General features: G+C 70.2%; 17 protein-coding genes. 13 read left to right on the plus strand and 4 right to left on the minus strand.

All coding sequences use genetic code 11. The features are described 5' to 3' along the window. The 6 genes from AB7U92_RS07400 to AB7U92_RS07425 form a co-directional block, all read left to right on the plus strand. The coding region (locus tag AB7U92_RS07400; protein WP_428575537.1) for a PilT/PilU family type 4a pilus ATPase at positions 1-988 on the plus strand (988 nt) is incomplete at its 5' end. 3 nt (positions 989-991) lie between these two features. Beyond that, positions 992-2,143 carry a succinyl-diaminopimelate desuccinylase gene (gene dapE / locus AB7U92_RS07405; RefSeq protein WP_428575538.1) on the plus strand — a complete coding sequence of 384 codons (1,152 nt, stop codon included), beginning with the start codon at positions 992-994 and terminating at the stop codon, positions 2,141-2,143. Further along, on the plus strand, positions 2,140-3,036 hold the full coding sequence (gene prmB, locus AB7U92_RS07410; RefSeq protein WP_428575539.1) for a 50S ribosomal protein L3 N(5)-glutamine methyltransferase: 897 nt from the start codon (positions 2,140-2,142) through the stop codon (positions 3,034-3,036). The genes dapE and prmB overlap by 4 nt, the downstream gene beginning before the upstream one ends. Positions 3,037-3,040: 4 nt before the next feature. Further along, a complete protein-coding gene (locus AB7U92_RS07415; protein ID WP_428575540.1) occupies positions 3,041-4,993 on the plus strand; it encodes an ABC-F family ATP-binding cassette domain-containing protein in 1,953 nt (650 codons plus the stop codon). An 86-nt stretch (positions 4,994-5,079) separates the two neighbouring features. Further along, positions 5,080-5,568 carry a MarR family winged helix-turn-helix transcriptional regulator gene (locus AB7U92_RS07420; protein WP_428575541.1) on the plus strand — a complete coding sequence of 163 codons (489 nt, stop codon included), beginning with the start codon at positions 5,080-5,082 and terminating at the stop codon, positions 5,566-5,568. Between the two features lie 11 nt (positions 5,569-5,579). After that, the gene (locus tag AB7U92_RS07425; RefSeq protein WP_428575542.1) at positions 5,580-6,002 is read left to right on the plus strand and encodes an organic hydroperoxide resistance protein; all 423 of its coding nucleotides are present in this window, start codon (positions 5,580-5,582) and stop codon (positions 6,000-6,002) included. A 15-nt stretch (positions 6,003-6,017) separates the two neighbouring features. On the opposite strand, the gene AB7U92_RS07430 is transcribed toward AB7U92_RS07425, so the two are convergent. Further along, positions 6,018-6,950: an asparaginase gene (locus tag AB7U92_RS07430; protein ID WP_428575543.1), complete on the minus strand. Its 933-nt coding sequence runs from the start codon at positions 6,948-6,950 to the stop codon at positions 6,018-6,020. A gap of 75 nt (positions 6,951-7,025) precedes the next feature. Here AB7U92_RS07430 and lexA point away from each other — a divergent pair, with 75 nt between their 5' ends. Both lexA and AB7U92_RS07440 read left to right on the plus strand, forming a co-directional pair. Beyond that, entirely contained in the window at positions 7,026-7,703 is a 678-nt protein-coding gene (gene lexA / locus AB7U92_RS07435) for a transcriptional repressor LexA (protein ID WP_428575544.1), read from the plus strand. Positions 7,704-7,716: 13 nt separating this feature from the next. Next, positions 7,717-8,016 carry a helix-hairpin-helix domain-containing protein gene (locus tag AB7U92_RS07440; protein ID WP_428575545.1) on the plus strand — a complete coding sequence of 100 codons (300 nt, stop codon included), beginning with the start codon at positions 7,717-7,719 and terminating at the stop codon, positions 8,014-8,016. A gap of 12 nt (positions 8,017-8,028) precedes the next feature. Here AB7U92_RS07440 and AB7U92_RS07445 read toward each other — a convergent pair whose 3' ends face one another. Then, positions 8,029-10,431, minus strand: coding sequence for a penicillin acylase family protein (locus AB7U92_RS07445; protein WP_428575546.1), 2,403 nt, complete (start codon positions 10,429-10,431; stop codon positions 8,029-8,031). A 157-nt stretch (positions 10,432-10,588) separates the two neighbouring features. On the opposite strand from AB7U92_RS07445, the gene AB7U92_RS07450 reads away from it, so the two are divergent. Then, entirely contained in the window at positions 10,589-11,038 is a 450-nt protein-coding gene (locus AB7U92_RS07450; RefSeq protein ID WP_428575547.1) for a hypothetical protein, read from the plus strand. Positions 11,039-11,044: 6 nt separating this feature from the next. On the opposite strand, the gene AB7U92_RS07455 is transcribed toward AB7U92_RS07450, so the two are convergent. Continuing rightward, a complete protein-coding gene (locus AB7U92_RS07455) occupies positions 11,045-11,680 on the minus strand; it encodes a LysE family translocator (RefSeq protein WP_428575548.1) in 636 nt (211 codons plus the stop codon). An 85-nt stretch (positions 11,681-11,765) separates the two neighbouring features. Next, positions 11,766-12,275, minus strand: a complete 510-nt coding sequence (locus AB7U92_RS07460) for a DUF1993 domain-containing protein (protein ID WP_428575549.1) — start codon at positions 12,273-12,275, stop codon at positions 11,766-11,768. A 107-nt stretch (positions 12,276-12,382) separates the two neighbouring features. Between AB7U92_RS07460 and AB7U92_RS07465 the strand changes: the two genes are divergently transcribed. The 4 genes from AB7U92_RS07465 to AB7U92_RS07480 all read left to right on the plus strand — a co-directional run. Continuing rightward, on the plus strand, positions 12,383-13,390 hold the full coding sequence (locus AB7U92_RS07465; RefSeq protein ID WP_428575550.1) for a D-2-hydroxyacid dehydrogenase family protein: 1,008 nt from the start codon (positions 12,383-12,385) through the stop codon (positions 13,388-13,390). Next, the gene (locus tag AB7U92_RS07470; protein WP_428575551.1) at positions 13,387-14,553 is read left to right on the plus strand and encodes an MFS transporter; all 1,167 of its coding nucleotides are present in this window, start codon (positions 13,387-13,389) and stop codon (positions 14,551-14,553) included. The genes AB7U92_RS07465 and AB7U92_RS07470 overlap by 4 nt, the downstream gene beginning before the upstream one ends. Then, positions 14,550-15,107: a chromate transporter gene (locus AB7U92_RS07475; protein WP_428575552.1), complete on the plus strand. Its 558-nt coding sequence runs from the start codon at positions 14,550-14,552 to the stop codon at positions 15,105-15,107. Before AB7U92_RS07470 ends, AB7U92_RS07475 begins: the two co-directional genes overlap by 4 nt. Further along, a partial coding sequence (locus tag AB7U92_RS07480; RefSeq protein ID WP_428575553.1) for a chromate transporter occupies positions 15,104-15,389 on the plus strand: 286 nt, incomplete at its 3' end. The genes AB7U92_RS07475 and AB7U92_RS07480, both read left to right, overlap by 4 nt.

The following is a 15,389-nucleotide window of genomic DNA, read 5'->3' on the forward strand; positions in this document are numbered from 1 at the left end:
CGACGACACCGGCGAGCTGAACATGAGCATCGGCCTGCCCGGCGTGGGCAGCTTCCGCCTCTCGGGCTTCAAGCAGCGCGGCTCGATCGCGGCGGTGTTCCGCTGCATCCCGGTGGTGATCCCGACGCTGGAGAGCCTGAATGTCCCGCCGATCCTGAATACGCTGATCCTCGAGAAGCGCGGCCTGATCCTGATGGTGGGCGCCACCGGCACCGGCAAGAGCACCACGCTGGCGGCCATGCTCGAGCAGCGCAACCAGCAGATGGCCGGCCACATCCTCACCATCGAGGATCCGATCGAGTTCCTGTTCACCAACAAGAAGTCGGTGGTCAACCAGCGCGAGGTGGGCCGCGACACCAACACGCTGCAGGTCGGCCTGAAGAACGCGCTGCGCCAAGCGCCGGACTGCATCATGATCGGTGAGATCCGCGACCGCGAGACCATGACGTCGGCGATTTCGTACGCACTGTCGGGCCACCTGGTGCTGTCGACGCTGCACGCCAACAACTCGTACCACGCGCTGGGCCGGATCCTGTCGTTCTACACGCCGGAAGCCCGCCCCGCCCTGCTGGCCGACCTGGCCGCGGGCCTGAAGGCCGTCATCTCTCAGCGCCTGGTGCGCGCCGTTTCCGGCGGCCGCGTGCCGGCGGTGGAAGTGATGCTCAACACCAAGCTGGTGTCCGAGCTTATCGAGCAAGGCGACTTCACCGGCGTGAAGGAAGCGATGGAGAAGTCGCTGGCCGAAGGCTCGCAGACCTTCGAGCAGGACCTGGCCCGCCTGATCACCACCGACCTGATCACCCGCGACGAAGGCCTGGCCTACGCCGACTCGCCGACCAACCTGATGTGGCGCCTGCAGAACGACATGTCGCCCGTCTCGCGCGTGCAGCCCAAGAAGGAAGAGCAGGACGACCAGCCGACCTTCACCGACATCCAGCTCGACGTGCGCGAAGAGAGCAGCACGATGTCGGGCCTGCTTCGTCCCTGACGGATGACCCTCCGCACGCTGCACCTGACCGAACAGCTGATCGCCTGCCGCTCGGTGACGCCCGACGACGGCGGCTGCCAGCAGATCATCCGCGAGCGGCTGCTGCCGCTGGGCTTCTCGTTCGAGACCATCGTCAGCGGGCCGGCCGACTTCCGCGTCACCAACCTGTGGGCGGTGCGCCGAGGCAGCGATGCGAAGGCGCCACTGCTGGCCTTTGCCGGCCACACCGACGTGGTGCCCACCGGGCCGCTGGAACAGTGGCGCAGCGACCCCTTCGTGCCCACGCACCGCGAGGGCAGGCTGTACGGCCGGGGTGCCGCCGACATGAAGAGCTCGCTGGCGGCGATGGTGGTGGCCACCGAGGAGTTCGTGGCGGCGCACCCGGCGCACCGCGGTTCGCTGGCCTTCCTGCTCACCAGCGACGAGGAAGGCCCGGCCAACGACGGCACGGTGAAGGTGGTCGAGTGGCTGCAACGCCACGGCATCCGGCTCGATGCCTGCATCGTCGGCGAGCCGACCTCGGTGGAGCGGCTCGGCGACATGGTCAAGAACGGCCGCCGCGGTTCGCTCTCGGGCAAGCTCACCGTGAAGGGCGTGCAGGGCCACATCGCCTACCCGCACCTGGCGAAGAACCCGATCCATCTCGCCGCACCGGCGCTGGCCGAACTCGCGGCGATCGAGTGGGACCGCGGTAACGCCTACTTCCCGCCGACCAGCTGGCAGATGTCGAACATCCACGCCGGCACCGGCGCGACCAACGTCATCCCCGGCACGTTGGTGGTGGACTTCAACTTCCGCTTCTCGACCGAGGCCACACCCGAGTCGCTGAAGCAGCGTGTGCAGGCAGTGCTCGACCGCCACGGCCTCGACTGCACGATCGACTGGACGCTCGGCGGCGAGCCGTTCCTCACGCCGGTGGGCACGCTCAGCGAAGCGCTGGGCAACGCGATCCGCGCGGAAACCGGCGTGACCACCGAGCTGTCGACCACCGGCGGCACGTCGGATGGCCGCTTCATCGCGAAGATCTGCCCGCAGGTGGTGGAGTTCGGGCCGCTGAACGCCAGCATCCACAAGATCGACGAATGGGTCGAGGTCGCCAGCCTCGAGCCGCTGAAGAACATCTACCGGCGCACGCTGGAGACCCTGCTGACATGAAGCTCATCGACCTGATCACCGCGCAGAGCGCCCGCCTCAAACAGGCGGGCGTTTCGTTTGGCCACGGCACCACCAACGCCTTCGACGAGGCCGCATGGCTGGTGCTGTTCGCGCTCGGCCTGCCGCTCGACGCACTGGAAGAACGCGCGCAGCGCGACGTGGCGGCGGAAGACGAAGCCAAGGCCGTGGCACTGGTCGGCCAGCGCATAGCGACGCGCAAGCCCGCCGCCTACCTGACGAAGGAGGCGTGGCTGCAGAACGTGCCCTTCTACATCGACGAGCGCGTGATCGTGCCGCGTTCCTTCATCGCCGAGCTGCTCGCCGATGGCGAAGGCGAAGGCACGCTGGACGCCTGGCTGTCCGACCGCACGCAGCGCGTGCTCGACCTGTGCACCGGCAACGGCAGCCTGGCGGTCATCGCGGCGATGGCCTATCCGGACGTGGAGGTCGATGCCTGCGACCTTTCCGACGACGCGCTCGCCGTGGCGCGCATCAACGTCGACAAGCACGGGCTCGGCCAGCGCATCCGGCTGTTCAAGTCGGATCTGCTCGACGCCGCGAAGGGCCCCTACGACCTGATCGTCTGCAACCCGCCCTACGTGAATGCGCAGAGCATGGCGGCGCTGCCGCCGGAGTACCGCGCCGAGCCGGAGATGGCCCTCTCTGGCGGTGAGGACGGCATGGATCTGGTGCGCCGCATCCTGCGCGACGCGCCGAAGCAGCTCAGCGAGATCGGCGTGCTGGTACTGGAGATCGGCCATGAGCGTCCGCACTTCGAGCGCGCCTTCCCGAAGGCGGAAGTCGCCTGGCTGCCCACCAGCGCCGGCGACGACGAGGTACTGCTGATGACGCGTGAGGCGCTGGTCAAGCTCGCCAAGCGCATGCAGGGCTGACGCGATGCTGGTGCTCAACGACATCTCGCTGCGCCGCGGCGTCAAGCTGGTGCTGGACCACACCAGCGTCACGCTGCAGCCGGGCGAGAAGATCGGCCTGGTGGGCCGCAACGGCGCCGGCAAGTCGTCGCTGTTCGCGCTGCTGACGGCCAAGCTGCAGGCCGACGGCGGCGAGGTGCAGATGCCGCCGCGCTGGCAGCAGCCGGGCGGCATGGCCGAGGTGGCGCAGGAGATGCCCGAGACCGCCGAAGGCGCCACCGATTTCGTGCTGGCCGGCGACACGCCGCTGCGCCTGGCGCAGGAGCGCCTCGCGCAGGCGGAAGCGGCCGACGACGGCCATGCCATCGCCGAGGCGCACCACGCCATCCAGGACGCCGGCGGCTTCGACGCCCGCGCCCGTGCGCAGGCGATGCTGCTCGGCCTGGGCTTCCGAACCGAACAACTCGATGCGCCGGTGAACAGCTTCTCCGGCGGCTGGCGCATGCGGCTGCAGCTGGCACGGGCGCTGATGTGCCCCGCCGAGCTGATGCTGCTCGACGAGCCGACCAACCACCTCGACCTCGACGCGTTGGTCTGGCTGGAGGCCTGGCTGAAGCGCTACCCGGGCATGCTGATCGTGATCAGCCACGACCGCGAGTTCCTCGACGCGATCACGCAGGTGACGCTGCACCTGGACAACGCCAAGCTCACCCGATACGGCGGCAACTACACGGCGTTCGAGGAAATGCGCGCCGAGCGCATGGCGCAGCAGCAGGCCAGCTACGAGAAACAGCAGGAGCGCATCGCCCACCTGCAGAAGTTCATCGACCGCTTCAAGGCCAAGGCCACCAAGGCCAAGCAGGCGCAGAGCCGTGTCAAGGCGCTGGCGCGCATGGAGAAGCTCGCGCCGGTGCTGACCGCCGGCGACTTCCAGTTCGAGTTCCGAGAGCCGCTGTCGCTGCCGAATCCGATGCTCGCATTCAATGACCTGGCCTGCGGCTACCGCAGCGACGATGGCCGCGAGACGACGATCGTGCGCGGCATCGAACGATCCGTGCTGGCCGGCCAGCGCATCGGCATCCTCGGCGCCAACGGCCAGGGCAAGTCGACCTTCGTGAAGACGGTGGCGCACGAACTCGCGCCGCTGGCCGGCACGATGACCGAGGGCAAGGGCCTGGCGATCGGCTACTTCGCGCAGCAGGAGCTCGACCTGTTGTCCCCCGCCGACGGGCCACTGATGCACCTGGTCCGCCTGGCTCGCGACATCGGGCCGCCGGCGCGCGAGCAGGAGCTGCGCGACTTCCTGGGCTCCTTCCGCTTCACCGGTGACATGGTCACGCAGGCGGTTGGCACGATGTCCGGCGGCGAGAAGGCGCGGCTCGTGCTCGCCATGCTGGTGTGGCAGCGTCCGAACCTGCTGCTGCTCGACGAGCCGACCAACCACCTCGACCTGACCACGCGCGAGGCGCTATCGATGGCGCTCAATGAGTTCGAGGGCTCGGTGATGCTGGTCAGCCACGACCGCGCGCTGCTGCGCGAGGTGTGCGACGAATTCTGGCTGGTGGCCGGCGGCGCGCTCAAGCCCTTCGACGGCGACCTCGACGACTACCAGCGCTGGCTGCTCGATCAGTCGCGCGAGGCGGCGAAGATCGCCTCGGAACAGTCGCGCAGGCTGCGCGAGGAGGCCTCGCCGGCCAACCGCAAGGAAGACCGCAAGGCCGCAGCCGCCGCGCGGCAGGCCCGCGCCGACGAGATCAAGCCGCTGAAGAAGGAACTGACGCTGACCGACCACCGGCTCGGCGTGCTGTTCGCCGAGCGCGACAAGCTGGAGGCGTCCTTCGCCGATGCCTCGCTCACGCCCGAGCAGCTCGCCGAAGCCGGCAAGCGCCTGAAGGCCGTCAACGAGGACATCGAGCGGCTCGAAGGCCGCTGGCTGGAACTCTCCACCCGCATCGACGAGCTGGGCGCGGCGGCCTGAGCGCGGCCGCCGCCCTTCTCCCTTCGGAGGGCCGGGATATTCACTTGTACGCAATTTGATTGCGCACTTTTGATTAAAGTAGCGCCATGCCTCGCACGACGCCGACCGCCGACACGCCCCGCAGCCTCGACTGGCTGCAGCTCGATAAGCAGCTGTGCTTCGCGCTGTATTCGGCCTCGCTGGCGATGAACAAGGTCTACAAGCCGCTGCTCGAACCGCTCGGCCTCACGTACCCGCAGTACCTGGTGCTGATGGTCCTGTGGGAGCGCGACGGCCTGGCGGTGAACGAACTCGGCGAGCGCCTCTTCCTCGACTCCGGCACGCTGACGCCGCTGCTCAAGCGCATGGAGGCGGCCGGCTGGCTCGGCCGTGCGCGCGATGCCGCCGACGAACGCCGCGTGCTCGTGAGCCTCACGCCGGAGGGCCGCGCACTGCGCCGCCGAGCGCTGGCCGTGCCCAAGGCGCTGGCCGCCGCCGCCGGCTGCAGCGCCGAGGAACTGATTTCCCTCACCGAGCGGCTGCAGCAATTGCGCACGCAGCTGGTCGACGCCCAATCCCTCAACCACCCCGCCTGAAGGAGGCATCCATGGCTCTCGAGAAGATCATCTACACCGCGAAGGCGACCACCACCGGCGGCCGCGAAGGCAGCTCGAAGTCCGACGACGGCAAGCTGAGCGTGACGCTGGCGCCGCCGAAGGAGTTCGGCGGCAACGGCAACGGCACCAATCCCGAGCAGCTGTTCGCCGCAGGCTACTCGGCCTGCTTCATGGGCGCGATGAAGTTCGTCGCCGGCCAGCAGAAGAAGACGGTGCCGGCCGACGCCTCGATCACCGCCGACGTGGGCATCGGCCCGATCCCGGCCGGCTTCGGCATCCAGGTGGCCATGCAGATCAGCGTGCCGGGCTGGAGCAAGGAAGAGACGCAGGCGCTGGTCGACGCCGCGCACCAGGTCTGCCCCTACTCGAACGCCACGCGCGGCAACATCGACGTGACGCTGACGGTGGTCTGACCTCGAACCGCGGCCTCAGGCGCGCATCAGCTGCAGCATCAGTTCGATGCGCGCCTGCACCGGCGTGAGCGTGCCCGCCGAGGGCAGGCGATCGCCCGGTTTCATCTGCACCGGGCCGTCGAGGCAACGCGTGCTGCGCCAGACCGTGACGCCGGCCTTCTGCGCCTCGACCAGGGCGTCCTCCAGGGCGTGGTGCAGGCTGCCGTTGCCGGTGCCGGCGACGACGAGGCCTCTCACCCCCGCCGCCGCCAGCGCGCGCACGCCGTCCGGCCGTGCGCCCGCATGGCTGGTGACGATCTCGACCCAGGGCCAGTCGGTGCGGCCGGCAAGCTCGAGGCCCAGCGGTTCACCTGCTGGCCATTCGCGAAGGCGGCGCACCTCGCCCTCCTCGATGCGCGCGAGCACCCCGGCGTCGCCGGAGCCGAAGGCATCGACGCGGTAGCTGTGCACCTTGCGGACATCGAACGCAGAGTGCACCGTCCCCGACAGCGCGGCCATCACGCCGCGCGCACCCGGCTGGCGCGCCAGCGTCACCGCATCGAGCAGGTTCTGCGGGCCGTCGCGCAGCAGCGCGGTGGCAGGTCGCATCGCTGCGCACATCACCACCGGCTTGGTCGGCGCCAGCAGGCGCTGCAGCAGGTAGGCCGTTTCCTCCAGCGTGTCGGTGCCGTGGGTAATCACGACGCCGGCCACATCCGGCTTCGCCAGGTGGTGCGCCACCCGCGCGGCCAACGCCTCCCACACCGCGAAGTCCATGTCCTTGCTGTCGAGCTGCGCCACCTGTTCGGTGACCAGCGGCACCTCGGCCAGCGCCGGCACGGCGTCGACCAGCGCGCGCACGCCCAGCTGCGCGGCGCTGTAGCCGATGTTGTCGGTGGCGCGCGCGGCGGTGCCGGCGATCGTGCCGCCGGTGGCCAGCACGGCCACGGTGCGTGCAATGTCTTGCATTTTCGGGAAACTGGATGAAAATACAGGTGCTGGATGAACGTCCAGCCGCGAATCCCTTCCCGCCCAGGAGCGCCCGTGCAGGAAAAGCCCAAACTCACCGACCGCCAGCAGCAGATTCTCGATCTCGTGCAAAGCGCCATCGAGCGCACCGGCGCCCCGCCCACGCGCGCGGAGATCGCCGCCGAGCTCGGCTTCAAGTCGGCCAACGCCGCCGAGGAGCACCTGCAGGCCCTCGCCCGCAAGGGAGTGATCGAGCTGGTGGGCGGCACCTCGCGCGGCATCCGCTTGAAGTCTGACACATTGCGCGCACTGGCCGAGTCGCGCGTCAAGCAGTTCAGCCTGCCGTTGCCCAGCCTGGCGCAGCTGTCGCTGCCGCTGGTGGGCCGTGTGGCCGCCGGCAGCCCCATCCTCGCGCAGGAACACATCGACCAGACCTACGTCGTCGAGGCCAGCATGTTCCCGCGTCGGCCCGATTACCTGCTCAAGGTGCGCGGCATGAGCATGCGCGACGCCGGCATCATGGACGGCGACCTGCTCGCCGTGCAGAAGGCCAAGGACGCCAAGAACGGCCAGATCGTGGTGGCGCGGCTGGGCGACGAGGTCACCGTCAAGCGCTTCCGCCGCACCCGCACGGCCATCGAACTGATCCCCGAGAACCCCGACTTCCAGACCATCGTCGTGCAGCCCGGCGAGGAAGACTTCGAGCTGGAAGGCCTGGCCGTCGGCCTGATCCGCAACAACATGCTGATGTGAGATGGGCGCGGCCATGACCATCAAGTCGCCCAAGGCGGCCAGCGCGGCCGAATGCAGCGCGCTGGAGCAGTTGCCCAACATCGGCCCGGCGCTCGCGGCGGATCTGCGCCTGATCGGCATCCTCACGCCGGCCGAGCTGCGCGGCAAGGATCCCTTCGTGCTCTACCAGAAGCTGTGCGCCGCCACCGGTCAGCGGCAGGATCCGTGCGTGCTCGACACCTTCATGGCCGCCACCGACTTCATGCGCGGTGCGCCGGCCGCGCCGTGGTGGAAGTACACGCCGCAGCGCAAGGCCCTTTTCGGGCAAGTCTGAGCGCAGCCTCGCTCAGCGCGGCTGCAGCACCAGCGTCTGCTGCGCCGGCGCCATCCACACCGGCACGTAGTCCACCTGCGCCCAGCGCTCGACGAAGCTGCGGTAGTGCGGCGACACCACGATGCCCGACTGCCCGCTGGAGTGCATGAAGCGCGAGTTCGCCGGTTCGCCCAGGTCGTAGATCGCGCGCAGCGACGGGCCGTGCTCGTCGAGGTAGAGCTCCCCGGTGGTCGCATCGGGCTTCAAGGTCACCCGCGAGACGTTCAGCGTGTAGGTGTCGCCACCCACCGGCGCACGCAGTTCGAACCATCGCGCCAGCGCCTTGACCTTGCTGAAGGGACGGTGCTCGCTGCGCGCCTGGTGGGCGCGATCCCAGCGCCAGGCCGCCACGTCGGGCCCTTGCGCGGCCTGCAGTTCGTCGAGCGCGCGCGCCAGCGCGGCATCGTTCTGCTGGGCACAGGTCTCGGCCGCCGGCGTGGTCTTGTCGTCGCACCACCAGGCGTCTGCGCGTTCCATCACGCCCTGCAGGCCCTCGCGCCAGGCTCGCGGGCTGGCGTTCCAGACGGCCTCGCCGGCATCGTCGGCGAACAGGCCTTGCGCGAGGTGCCGCGCCCAGGCCCAGAAGATCAGCGGCGCGGCGCGGTCGCCGGCCATGCGGCCGTCGAAGCCTTCCAGCTCGCGCTTCGCCGCAGCGGCCAGGGGGTGCGAAGGCGCGGCCTGTCGCAACAGCGGCAGCAGGTGCACGGTGGCCAGCGAGAGTTCGTCGGCCTGCATGCGGCGCATGTCGTCGATCGAGTGCCTGTCCTTGGCCATGAGCATCTGCTCGATGCGCTGCATGCGCCACGGCGGTGCCCAGTCGCTGCCGATGTAGTGCGGGTAGTCGGGGGCGTGGATGCGCTGGTTGGCGGTGGCGATCCAGCCGCGCGCCGGGTCGGCCTCGCGCGGCGTGGCGGTCGGGTCGAGGAAGCCGACCCAGTCGTAGCGGGGCTCCCAGCCGGGCGACGGCACCTGGCCCTTCAGCTCGTTCTCGGGCTTGCGCAGTGGCACGCGGCCGGCCGACACCACCGCGATGCGGCCGGCGCGGTCGGCCACCACCATGTTCTGCATCGGCGCCACGTAGCGCGCCGTGGCGCGCACGAACTCGTCGACCGAGCGCGCGGACGTCATCTCCCAGCTGGCTTCGAGCGTGCCGGCGTCGGCGTCGAGGGCCGTCCAGCGCATCGCGATGGCATAGGACGGAGCCGCCGCCGGGCCGGTCAGGCCCTCGGCGGCGCCGCCGTCGGAGATCACCGGCCCGTGTCGCGTGGCGCGCGCGGTGAAGCTCACGTCCGGCTTGCCCTTGACCTTGATCGTCTCGGCGAAGGTCTCGAACGACTCCCAGCCCTGCGGCGTCTGGTACTGCCCGGATTCTCCGGGCCGGATGCGCTCGAGATAGAGGTCCTGCACGTCCGGACCGGTGTTGGTGAAGCCCCAGGCGAGATGGTCGTTCTGCCCGAGCACCACCGAGGGCAGGCCGGGCATGGTGGCGCCTGCGACGCGCCCCTGCGGCGTCTCGATGCGGGCGAAATACCACAGCGCCGGCGCACTGAGCTTGAGGTGAGGGTCGTTGGCCAGCAGGGGCTTCCCGCTCGCGGTGCGCGAGCCGGCCAGCACCCAGTTGTTCGAGCCCACGCCCTCGATGCCGGACTCGGGCGCCGCGGCCAGCGCCTGCGCGCCGAGCTTGCCGTCGACCTTGAGCGAGTGGAACAGCGCCGCATAGTCGGCCGTCACGCGGGGCTTCTCGCCGGGATACGGCGGCAGCAGCTCGTTGATGCGCTCGACGGGCAAACGCAACGCCAGGCGCATGCGCTGCAGTTCGGTGGTCCAGTTACCGCCCAGGTCCCAGGCCATCATGATCAGCCAGGCCAGGCTGTCCTGCGGCGTCCACGGTTCCGGCTGCAGGCCGAGCAACAGGAACTCCGGCGGGCGCGCCCGCAGCTCGTCGCGCAGGAAGCTGTTGACGCCCTCGGCGTAGGCTTGCAGCCACTCTCGCGAGCGCGGTTCGAGCCGCGCCCACTGCGCCGCCGCCGCGCGCCGCACGCCCAGCGCGCGCAGGAAACGGTCCGTGCCGAGTGCCGGTTCGCCGAAGGCCTCGGCCAGTCGGCCGGCGCCGATGCGGCGGTGCGTCTCGAGCTGCCAGAGGCGATCCTGCGCGTGCACGAAGCCCAGCGCGAAGGCGGCATCGTTCGCGCTGCCGGCGCGGATGGTCGGGATGCCGTCGGCATCGCGTTCGATCTGCACCGGCCCCGCCAGGCCAGCCAGGCGGATCGTGCCCTCGGTGCGCGGCAGCACCAGCGAGCGATAGGTTCCGACTCCCAAGGCCGCCACCGCCACGACCAGCAGCACCCCCGCGCCCGCCCAACGCACCCAACGCATCTCTTGGTTCCTTGTTCCGACTCAAGACTGGCGCGCAGCTTACGCGACAGCGTGAAAAAACTGCACTTTCGCCCATTCATCCCTGCACCACGCGGCGCCGGACGGGTTCACACTGCAATCCAGTCCTGCAACCGACGGGACGTCATCGTTGGACATCATGCTCTCGCACCTCCACGCCACCCGCTCGACTGCCGGCCGCACCCGATCCGCCCGGCTGGAGATCTGTCCGCCCGAACGGCTGCAAGGCGGCCGGCACTGGCTGGCTCGCGTGAAGGGCTGGCTGGCAGCGAGCTGGCCCGGCAGCGAGCCGATGCCGACGGTGCGCCCCGAGCGTTCGAAAGCACTGTCGGCCGCCCGCGAGGACTTCTTCTCCGCCGTGGCCGACCTGCAGCTGCCCGCTGCCGCGGCATTGCTGGACCGCATCGAGTTCGCGCGTTCGATGCGCGAGCTGTGGCACCTGCGTGCCGAGGTGTTCGCCCTGGTCTCGCTGGAGCGTGACCAGCTCGAGGCCGATCGCCGGCTGGCCACGCTGAACCGCCACTTCCCCACCCGTTCGCCGCGTTCGGGTTTCGGCAGCCTCGCGGCGCCGAAGGACATGTGGCCCTGACCCCGCTCAGCGCGAGCTCATCGCGAGCTTGACGCCCAGGCCGACGAACATCGCCCCGGCCGCTCGCTGAAGCCACGGGCCCAGCCGACCGCTGCCGCCGCCACGCGCCAGACCTGCCGCCACACCGCTGGCCGCGAACGCGATCCCCAGGTTCACCGCCGTGCCCCCGAGGTTGAACAGCGTGCCCAGCACGAGCAGCGCCACGGCCTGCCCAGGGGCGCCGGCATCGATGAACTGCGGCAGGAAGGCCAGGAAGAACAGCGCCACCTTGGGGTTCAGCGCGTTGATCAGGGCGCCCTGCCAGAACGGGTTGCTGCTGCGCTTCGGCTCGGCCGCAGCGGTGGCGCTGGCCGGCCTCGCACGCAGCATCACCAGGCCCGACCACACCAGGTAAGCCGCGCCCGCCCACTTCAGCGCCGTGAAGGCCAGGTCCGACGCGGCGATCAGCGCCGAGACGCCCAGTGCCGCCAGCAGCGTGTGGAACACGCAGCCGGCGCCCACGCCGAGCGCCGCCAGCACGCCGGCCAGGCGGCCGCGTGCTGCCGCAGTGCCGGCAACGTAGAGCATGTCCGGGCCCGGCGTCAGGTTCAGCAGCAGCGCCGCGCCGACGAACAGCGCCAGGTCGTGCACCGGCAGCGTCATGTCTGCCCCTCGCCCGATGGGTACATCGGTCGATCCCCCAAGGGGATGCGGACCGGCTTGGGAGCGGCCCGGCGCTCGGTCCGCGTCAAGACAGCGTCCCGAGGAAGTCGCCCTTGCCCAGCTCCACACCGTTGTGGCGCAGCAGCGCATAGGCGGTGGTGACGTGGAAGTAGAAGTTCGGCTGCACGTAGTGCTTCAGGTAGAACTCGCCCTTGAGCACGATGTTGCCGTCGCGGCGCGGCACCGTGATGTCCTTGTCCTCGGTGCCGTCGATGGCCGAAGCGGGCACCGAGTTCACGAAGGCCACCGTCTTGCGAATGCGCTCGCGCAGGTCGGCGAAGCTGGTCTCGTTGTCCTCGAACCTCGGCGACTCCACGCCGGCCAGGCGCGCGACACCGAACTTCGCGGCATCGCAGGCGATCTGGATCTGCTTGGTGAAAGGCAGCATGTCCGGCGCCAGCCGCGCGGCCAGGTACACCGAGGTGTCGAACTTCTTGGCCTGGGCGTGGGCCTCGGCCTTGTCGAGCCAGGCCGCCAGCTGGCCGAGCGTGCGGGTGAAGACCGGCACGCTGGCCGAGTACATCGAGATCGCCATGAAAACTCCGCTGAAGGGATGAACGCCGGCGATCGTAGCCGGGCGGCGCCCGGCCTGCAGGGCGGGCACAATCGGCGGCAGTCGACGCCCCGCCCCGCCTGCCGCCCGTGAACATCATCATCCTCGACGACTACCAGGACGCCGTGCGCAAGCTTCCCTGCGCAGCGATGCTGGAGCCGCTGAACGCCAAGGTCTTCACCAACACCGTCAAGGGCATCGGGCAGCTGTCGGTGCGCCTGAAGGACGCCGACGTGCTGGTGCTGATCCGCGAGCGCACCCACTTCCCGCGCCTGCTGCTGGAGAAGCTGCCCAAGCTCAAGCTGATCTCGCAGACCGGCCGCGTCGGCTCGCACATCGACCTCGAGGCCTGCACTCGGCTGGGCATCGCGGTCGCCGAGGGCACCGGCTCGCCGGTGGCGCCGGCCGAGCTCACCTGGGCGCTGATCATGGCGGCGATGCGCCGCCTGCCGCAGTACATCGGCAACCTCAAGCACGGCGCCTGGCAGCAGTCGGGCCTGAAGGCCGCGTCGATGCCGCCGAACTTCGCCATCGGCATGGTGCTGCGCGGCCGCACCCTGGGCATCTGGGGCTACGGCAAGATCGGCCAGATGGTCGCCGGCTACGGCCGCGCCTTCGGCATGACGGTGCAGATCTGGGGTAGCGAATCGGCGCGCGAGCGCGCCGAGGCCGATGGCCACCTCGCCGCGCGCAGCTGTGAAGAGTTCTTCGAGAGCAGCGACGTGCTCTCGCTGCACCTGCGCTTGGCCGAGGCCACGCGCGGCATCGTCAAGCTCGACGCGCTGACGCGCATGAAACCCACCGCGCTGCTGGTCAACACCTCGCGCGCCGAGCTGATCGAGGAAGGCGCGCTGGTGTCGGCGCTCAACCGTGGCCGTCCCGGCATGGCGGCGGTCGACGTGTTCGAGAGCGAGCCGATCCTGCAGGGCCACCCGCTGCTGCGCCTGGAGAACGCGGTGTGCACGCCGCACATCGGCTACGTGGAGCAGGACAGCTACGAGATGTACTTCCGCGCCGCGTTCGAGAACGTCGTCAACTTCGTCAACAAGAATCCGACGAACATCGTCAACCCCGAGGCGCTGCGCGTGATCCGATGACGACGCCGCCCGGGGCCAGTGCCCAGGCCCGATGGGCGCTGCTGGCCGGCAACTTCGTGATCGGTTGCGGCGTGATGGTGGTGGCCGGCACGCTCAACGACCTGGCCCGCTCGCTGGAGGTTTCGGTGGCGCTGGCCGGCCAGCTGATCGCCCTCGGCGCCGTCGTCATGGGCGTCGGTGCGCCGCTGCTGGCCAACTGGGTGGCGGGCTTCGACCGCCGCCGGCTGCTCGCGCTGACGCTGGCCTGGTACGGCGCCGGCCATGCCCTCTCGGCCCTGATGCCCGACTACGCCTCGCTCGCGCCGGTGCGCGCGCTGTGCATGCTCGGCGCGGCCGTGTTCACGCCGCAGGCCGCCGCTGCGATCGGCCACATGAGCCCGCCCGAGCAGCGTGGCCGCGCGATCACCTTCGTGTTCCTCGGCTGGTCGGTGGCCTCGGTGGCGGGCATGCCGATGGCCGCCTGGATCGGCGAGACCTTCGGCTGGCGCAGCGCCTTCGCCACCGTGGCCGTGCTCGGCTTCGTCGCGGCGGGGTGGGTCTACGCCGCCGTGCCCGACGGGGTGAAGCCCGCGGCGCTGTCGCGCGCTGCCTGGCGCGAGGCGCTCACGCAACCCGCGCTGATGGCCATCGTGATCGTCACTGCGCTGCAGAGTGCCGGGCAGTTCACCCTCTTCTCCTATTTCGCGCCCTACTACCGGCAGACGCTCGATGCCTCTCCGGCGCAGATCAGCGCGATATTCTTCTGGTTCGGCCTGTTCGGCCTGCTGGGCAACGTGCTGCTCACGCGCCACATCGACCGCTTCGGCGCCGCCCGCTGCGTCTCGCTCACGCTGGTGCTGATCACGATGTCGCTGCTGGCCTGGCCGCTGGCCGGCAGCCTGGCGGCGATGGCAGTGGTGCTGGTGCCCTGGGCGCTGGGTTGCTTCTCCACCAATTCGGCGCAGCAGGCACGCCTGGGCCTGGCCGCGCCGGCGCTGGCCCCGGCGCTGATGGCGCTGAACACCTCGGCCATCTACCTCGGCCAGGCCGTCGGCGCGGCCAGCGGCGGCGTGCTGGTGGCCAGCTCCGGCTTCACCTGGCTGAGCCCGGTGGGCGTGCTGTGGATGCTGGTGGCGATCGCACTCAGCGCCTGGGCCACGCGGCGGATGCGGGCGGCCCGGTGAGCAGCGCCGCACCACGTTCGCCGGGCGAGCTCTTCCTCGCCTTCAACCGTCTCGCGCTGCAAGGCTTCGGCGGCGTGCTCGCCGTAGCCCAGATCGAGCTGGTGGAGCGGCGCGGCTGGCTCACCCGCGACGACTTCGTCGAGCTGCTGTCGGCCAGCCAGGTGATGCCCGGGCCGAACGTGGTCAACCTGGCGCTGATGCTGGGCGATCGCTGGTTCGGCTGGCGCGGCGCGCTGGCGGCGCTGGGCGGCCTGATCGTCGTGCCGCTGGCCATCGTGATGGCACTGACTCTGGCCTACGACCGCTTCTCCGCCGTACCTCAGGTGGCCGGCGCGCTGCGCGGCATGGGCGCGGTGGCGGCGGGGCTGGTGCTGGTCACGGCGCTGAAGCTGATGACCACGCTGCGCGGCAACCGGCTCGGGCCCGGGCTGTGCGCCGCCGTGGCGGCCGCCACCTTCGGTGCCATCGCGTTGGCGCGCTGGCCGCTGGCGGCGGTGATCGCCACGCTGGGGCCGCTGGCGTGCGTGCTGGCCGCCTGGAGGCTGCGCCGATGAACGCCCTGACCTGGCCCGAACTGCTGGCGCTGACCGGCCACTTCATGCTGCTGAGCCTCCTGGCGGTGGGCGGCGCCATCACCACCGCCTCCGACATGCACCGTTACGTGGTCGCCGAGCACGGCTGGATCAGCGACGCCCAGTTCACCAGCTCGATCGCCATCGCGCAGGCCGCGCCAGGCCCCAACGTGCTGTTCGTCGCGGTGATCGGATGGAACGTGGCCGGCTTGCCCGGCCTGCTCGCCACGCTGGCCGGCACGCTGCTGCCCTCGACGCTGCTGG

Source organism: Piscinibacter sp., from assembly GCF_050175855.1.
Taxonomy (GTDB): domain Bacteria; phylum Pseudomonadota; class Gammaproteobacteria; order Burkholderiales; family Burkholderiaceae_C; genus Piscinibacter.

What these genes read in the sequence shown, in the direction of transcription:
- AB7U92_RS07420 (WP_428575541.1), top strand. Translation starts at nt 5,080, where the DNA reads ATGCCTCGCACGACGCCGACCGCCGACACGCCCCGCAGCCTCGACTGG.
- AB7U92_RS07445 (WP_428575546.1), bottom strand. Translation starts at nt 10,431, where the DNA reads ATGCGTTGGGTGCGTTGGGCGGGCGCGGGGGTGCTGCTGGTCGTGGCG.
- AB7U92_RS07440 (WP_428575545.1), top strand. Translation starts at nt 7,717, where the DNA reads ATGACCATCAAGTCGCCCAAGGCGGCCAGCGCGGCCGAATGCAGCGCG.
- AB7U92_RS07455 (WP_428575548.1), bottom strand. Translation starts at nt 11,680, where the DNA reads ATGACGCTGCCGGTGCACGACCTGGCGCTGTTCGTCGGCGCGGCGCTG.
- AB7U92_RS07470 (WP_428575551.1), top strand. Translation starts at nt 13,387, where the DNA reads ATGACGACGCCGCCCGGGGCCAGTGCCCAGGCCCGATGGGCGCTGCTG.
- AB7U92_RS07460 (WP_428575549.1), bottom strand. Translation starts at nt 12,275, where the DNA reads ATGGCGATCTCGATGTACTCGGCCAGCGTGCCGGTCTTCACCCGCACG.
- AB7U92_RS07425 (WP_428575542.1), top strand. Translation starts at nt 5,580, where the DNA reads ATGGCTCTCGAGAAGATCATCTACACCGCGAAGGCGACCACCACCGGC.
- AB7U92_RS07415 (WP_428575540.1), top strand. Translation starts at nt 3,041, where the DNA reads ATGCTGGTGCTCAACGACATCTCGCTGCGCCGCGGCGTCAAGCTGGTG.
- AB7U92_RS07430 (WP_428575543.1), bottom strand. Translation starts at nt 6,950, where the DNA reads ATGCAAGACATTGCACGCACCGTGGCCGTGCTGGCCACCGGCGGCACG.
- AB7U92_RS07450 (WP_428575547.1), top strand. Translation starts at nt 10,589, where the DNA reads ATGCTCTCGCACCTCCACGCCACCCGCTCGACTGCCGGCCGCACCCGA.
- prmB (WP_428575539.1), top strand. Translation starts at nt 2,140, where the DNA reads ATGAAGCTCATCGACCTGATCACCGCGCAGAGCGCCCGCCTCAAACAG.
- dapE (WP_428575538.1), top strand. Translation starts at nt 992, where the DNA reads ATGACCCTCCGCACGCTGCACCTGACCGAACAGCTGATCGCCTGCCGC.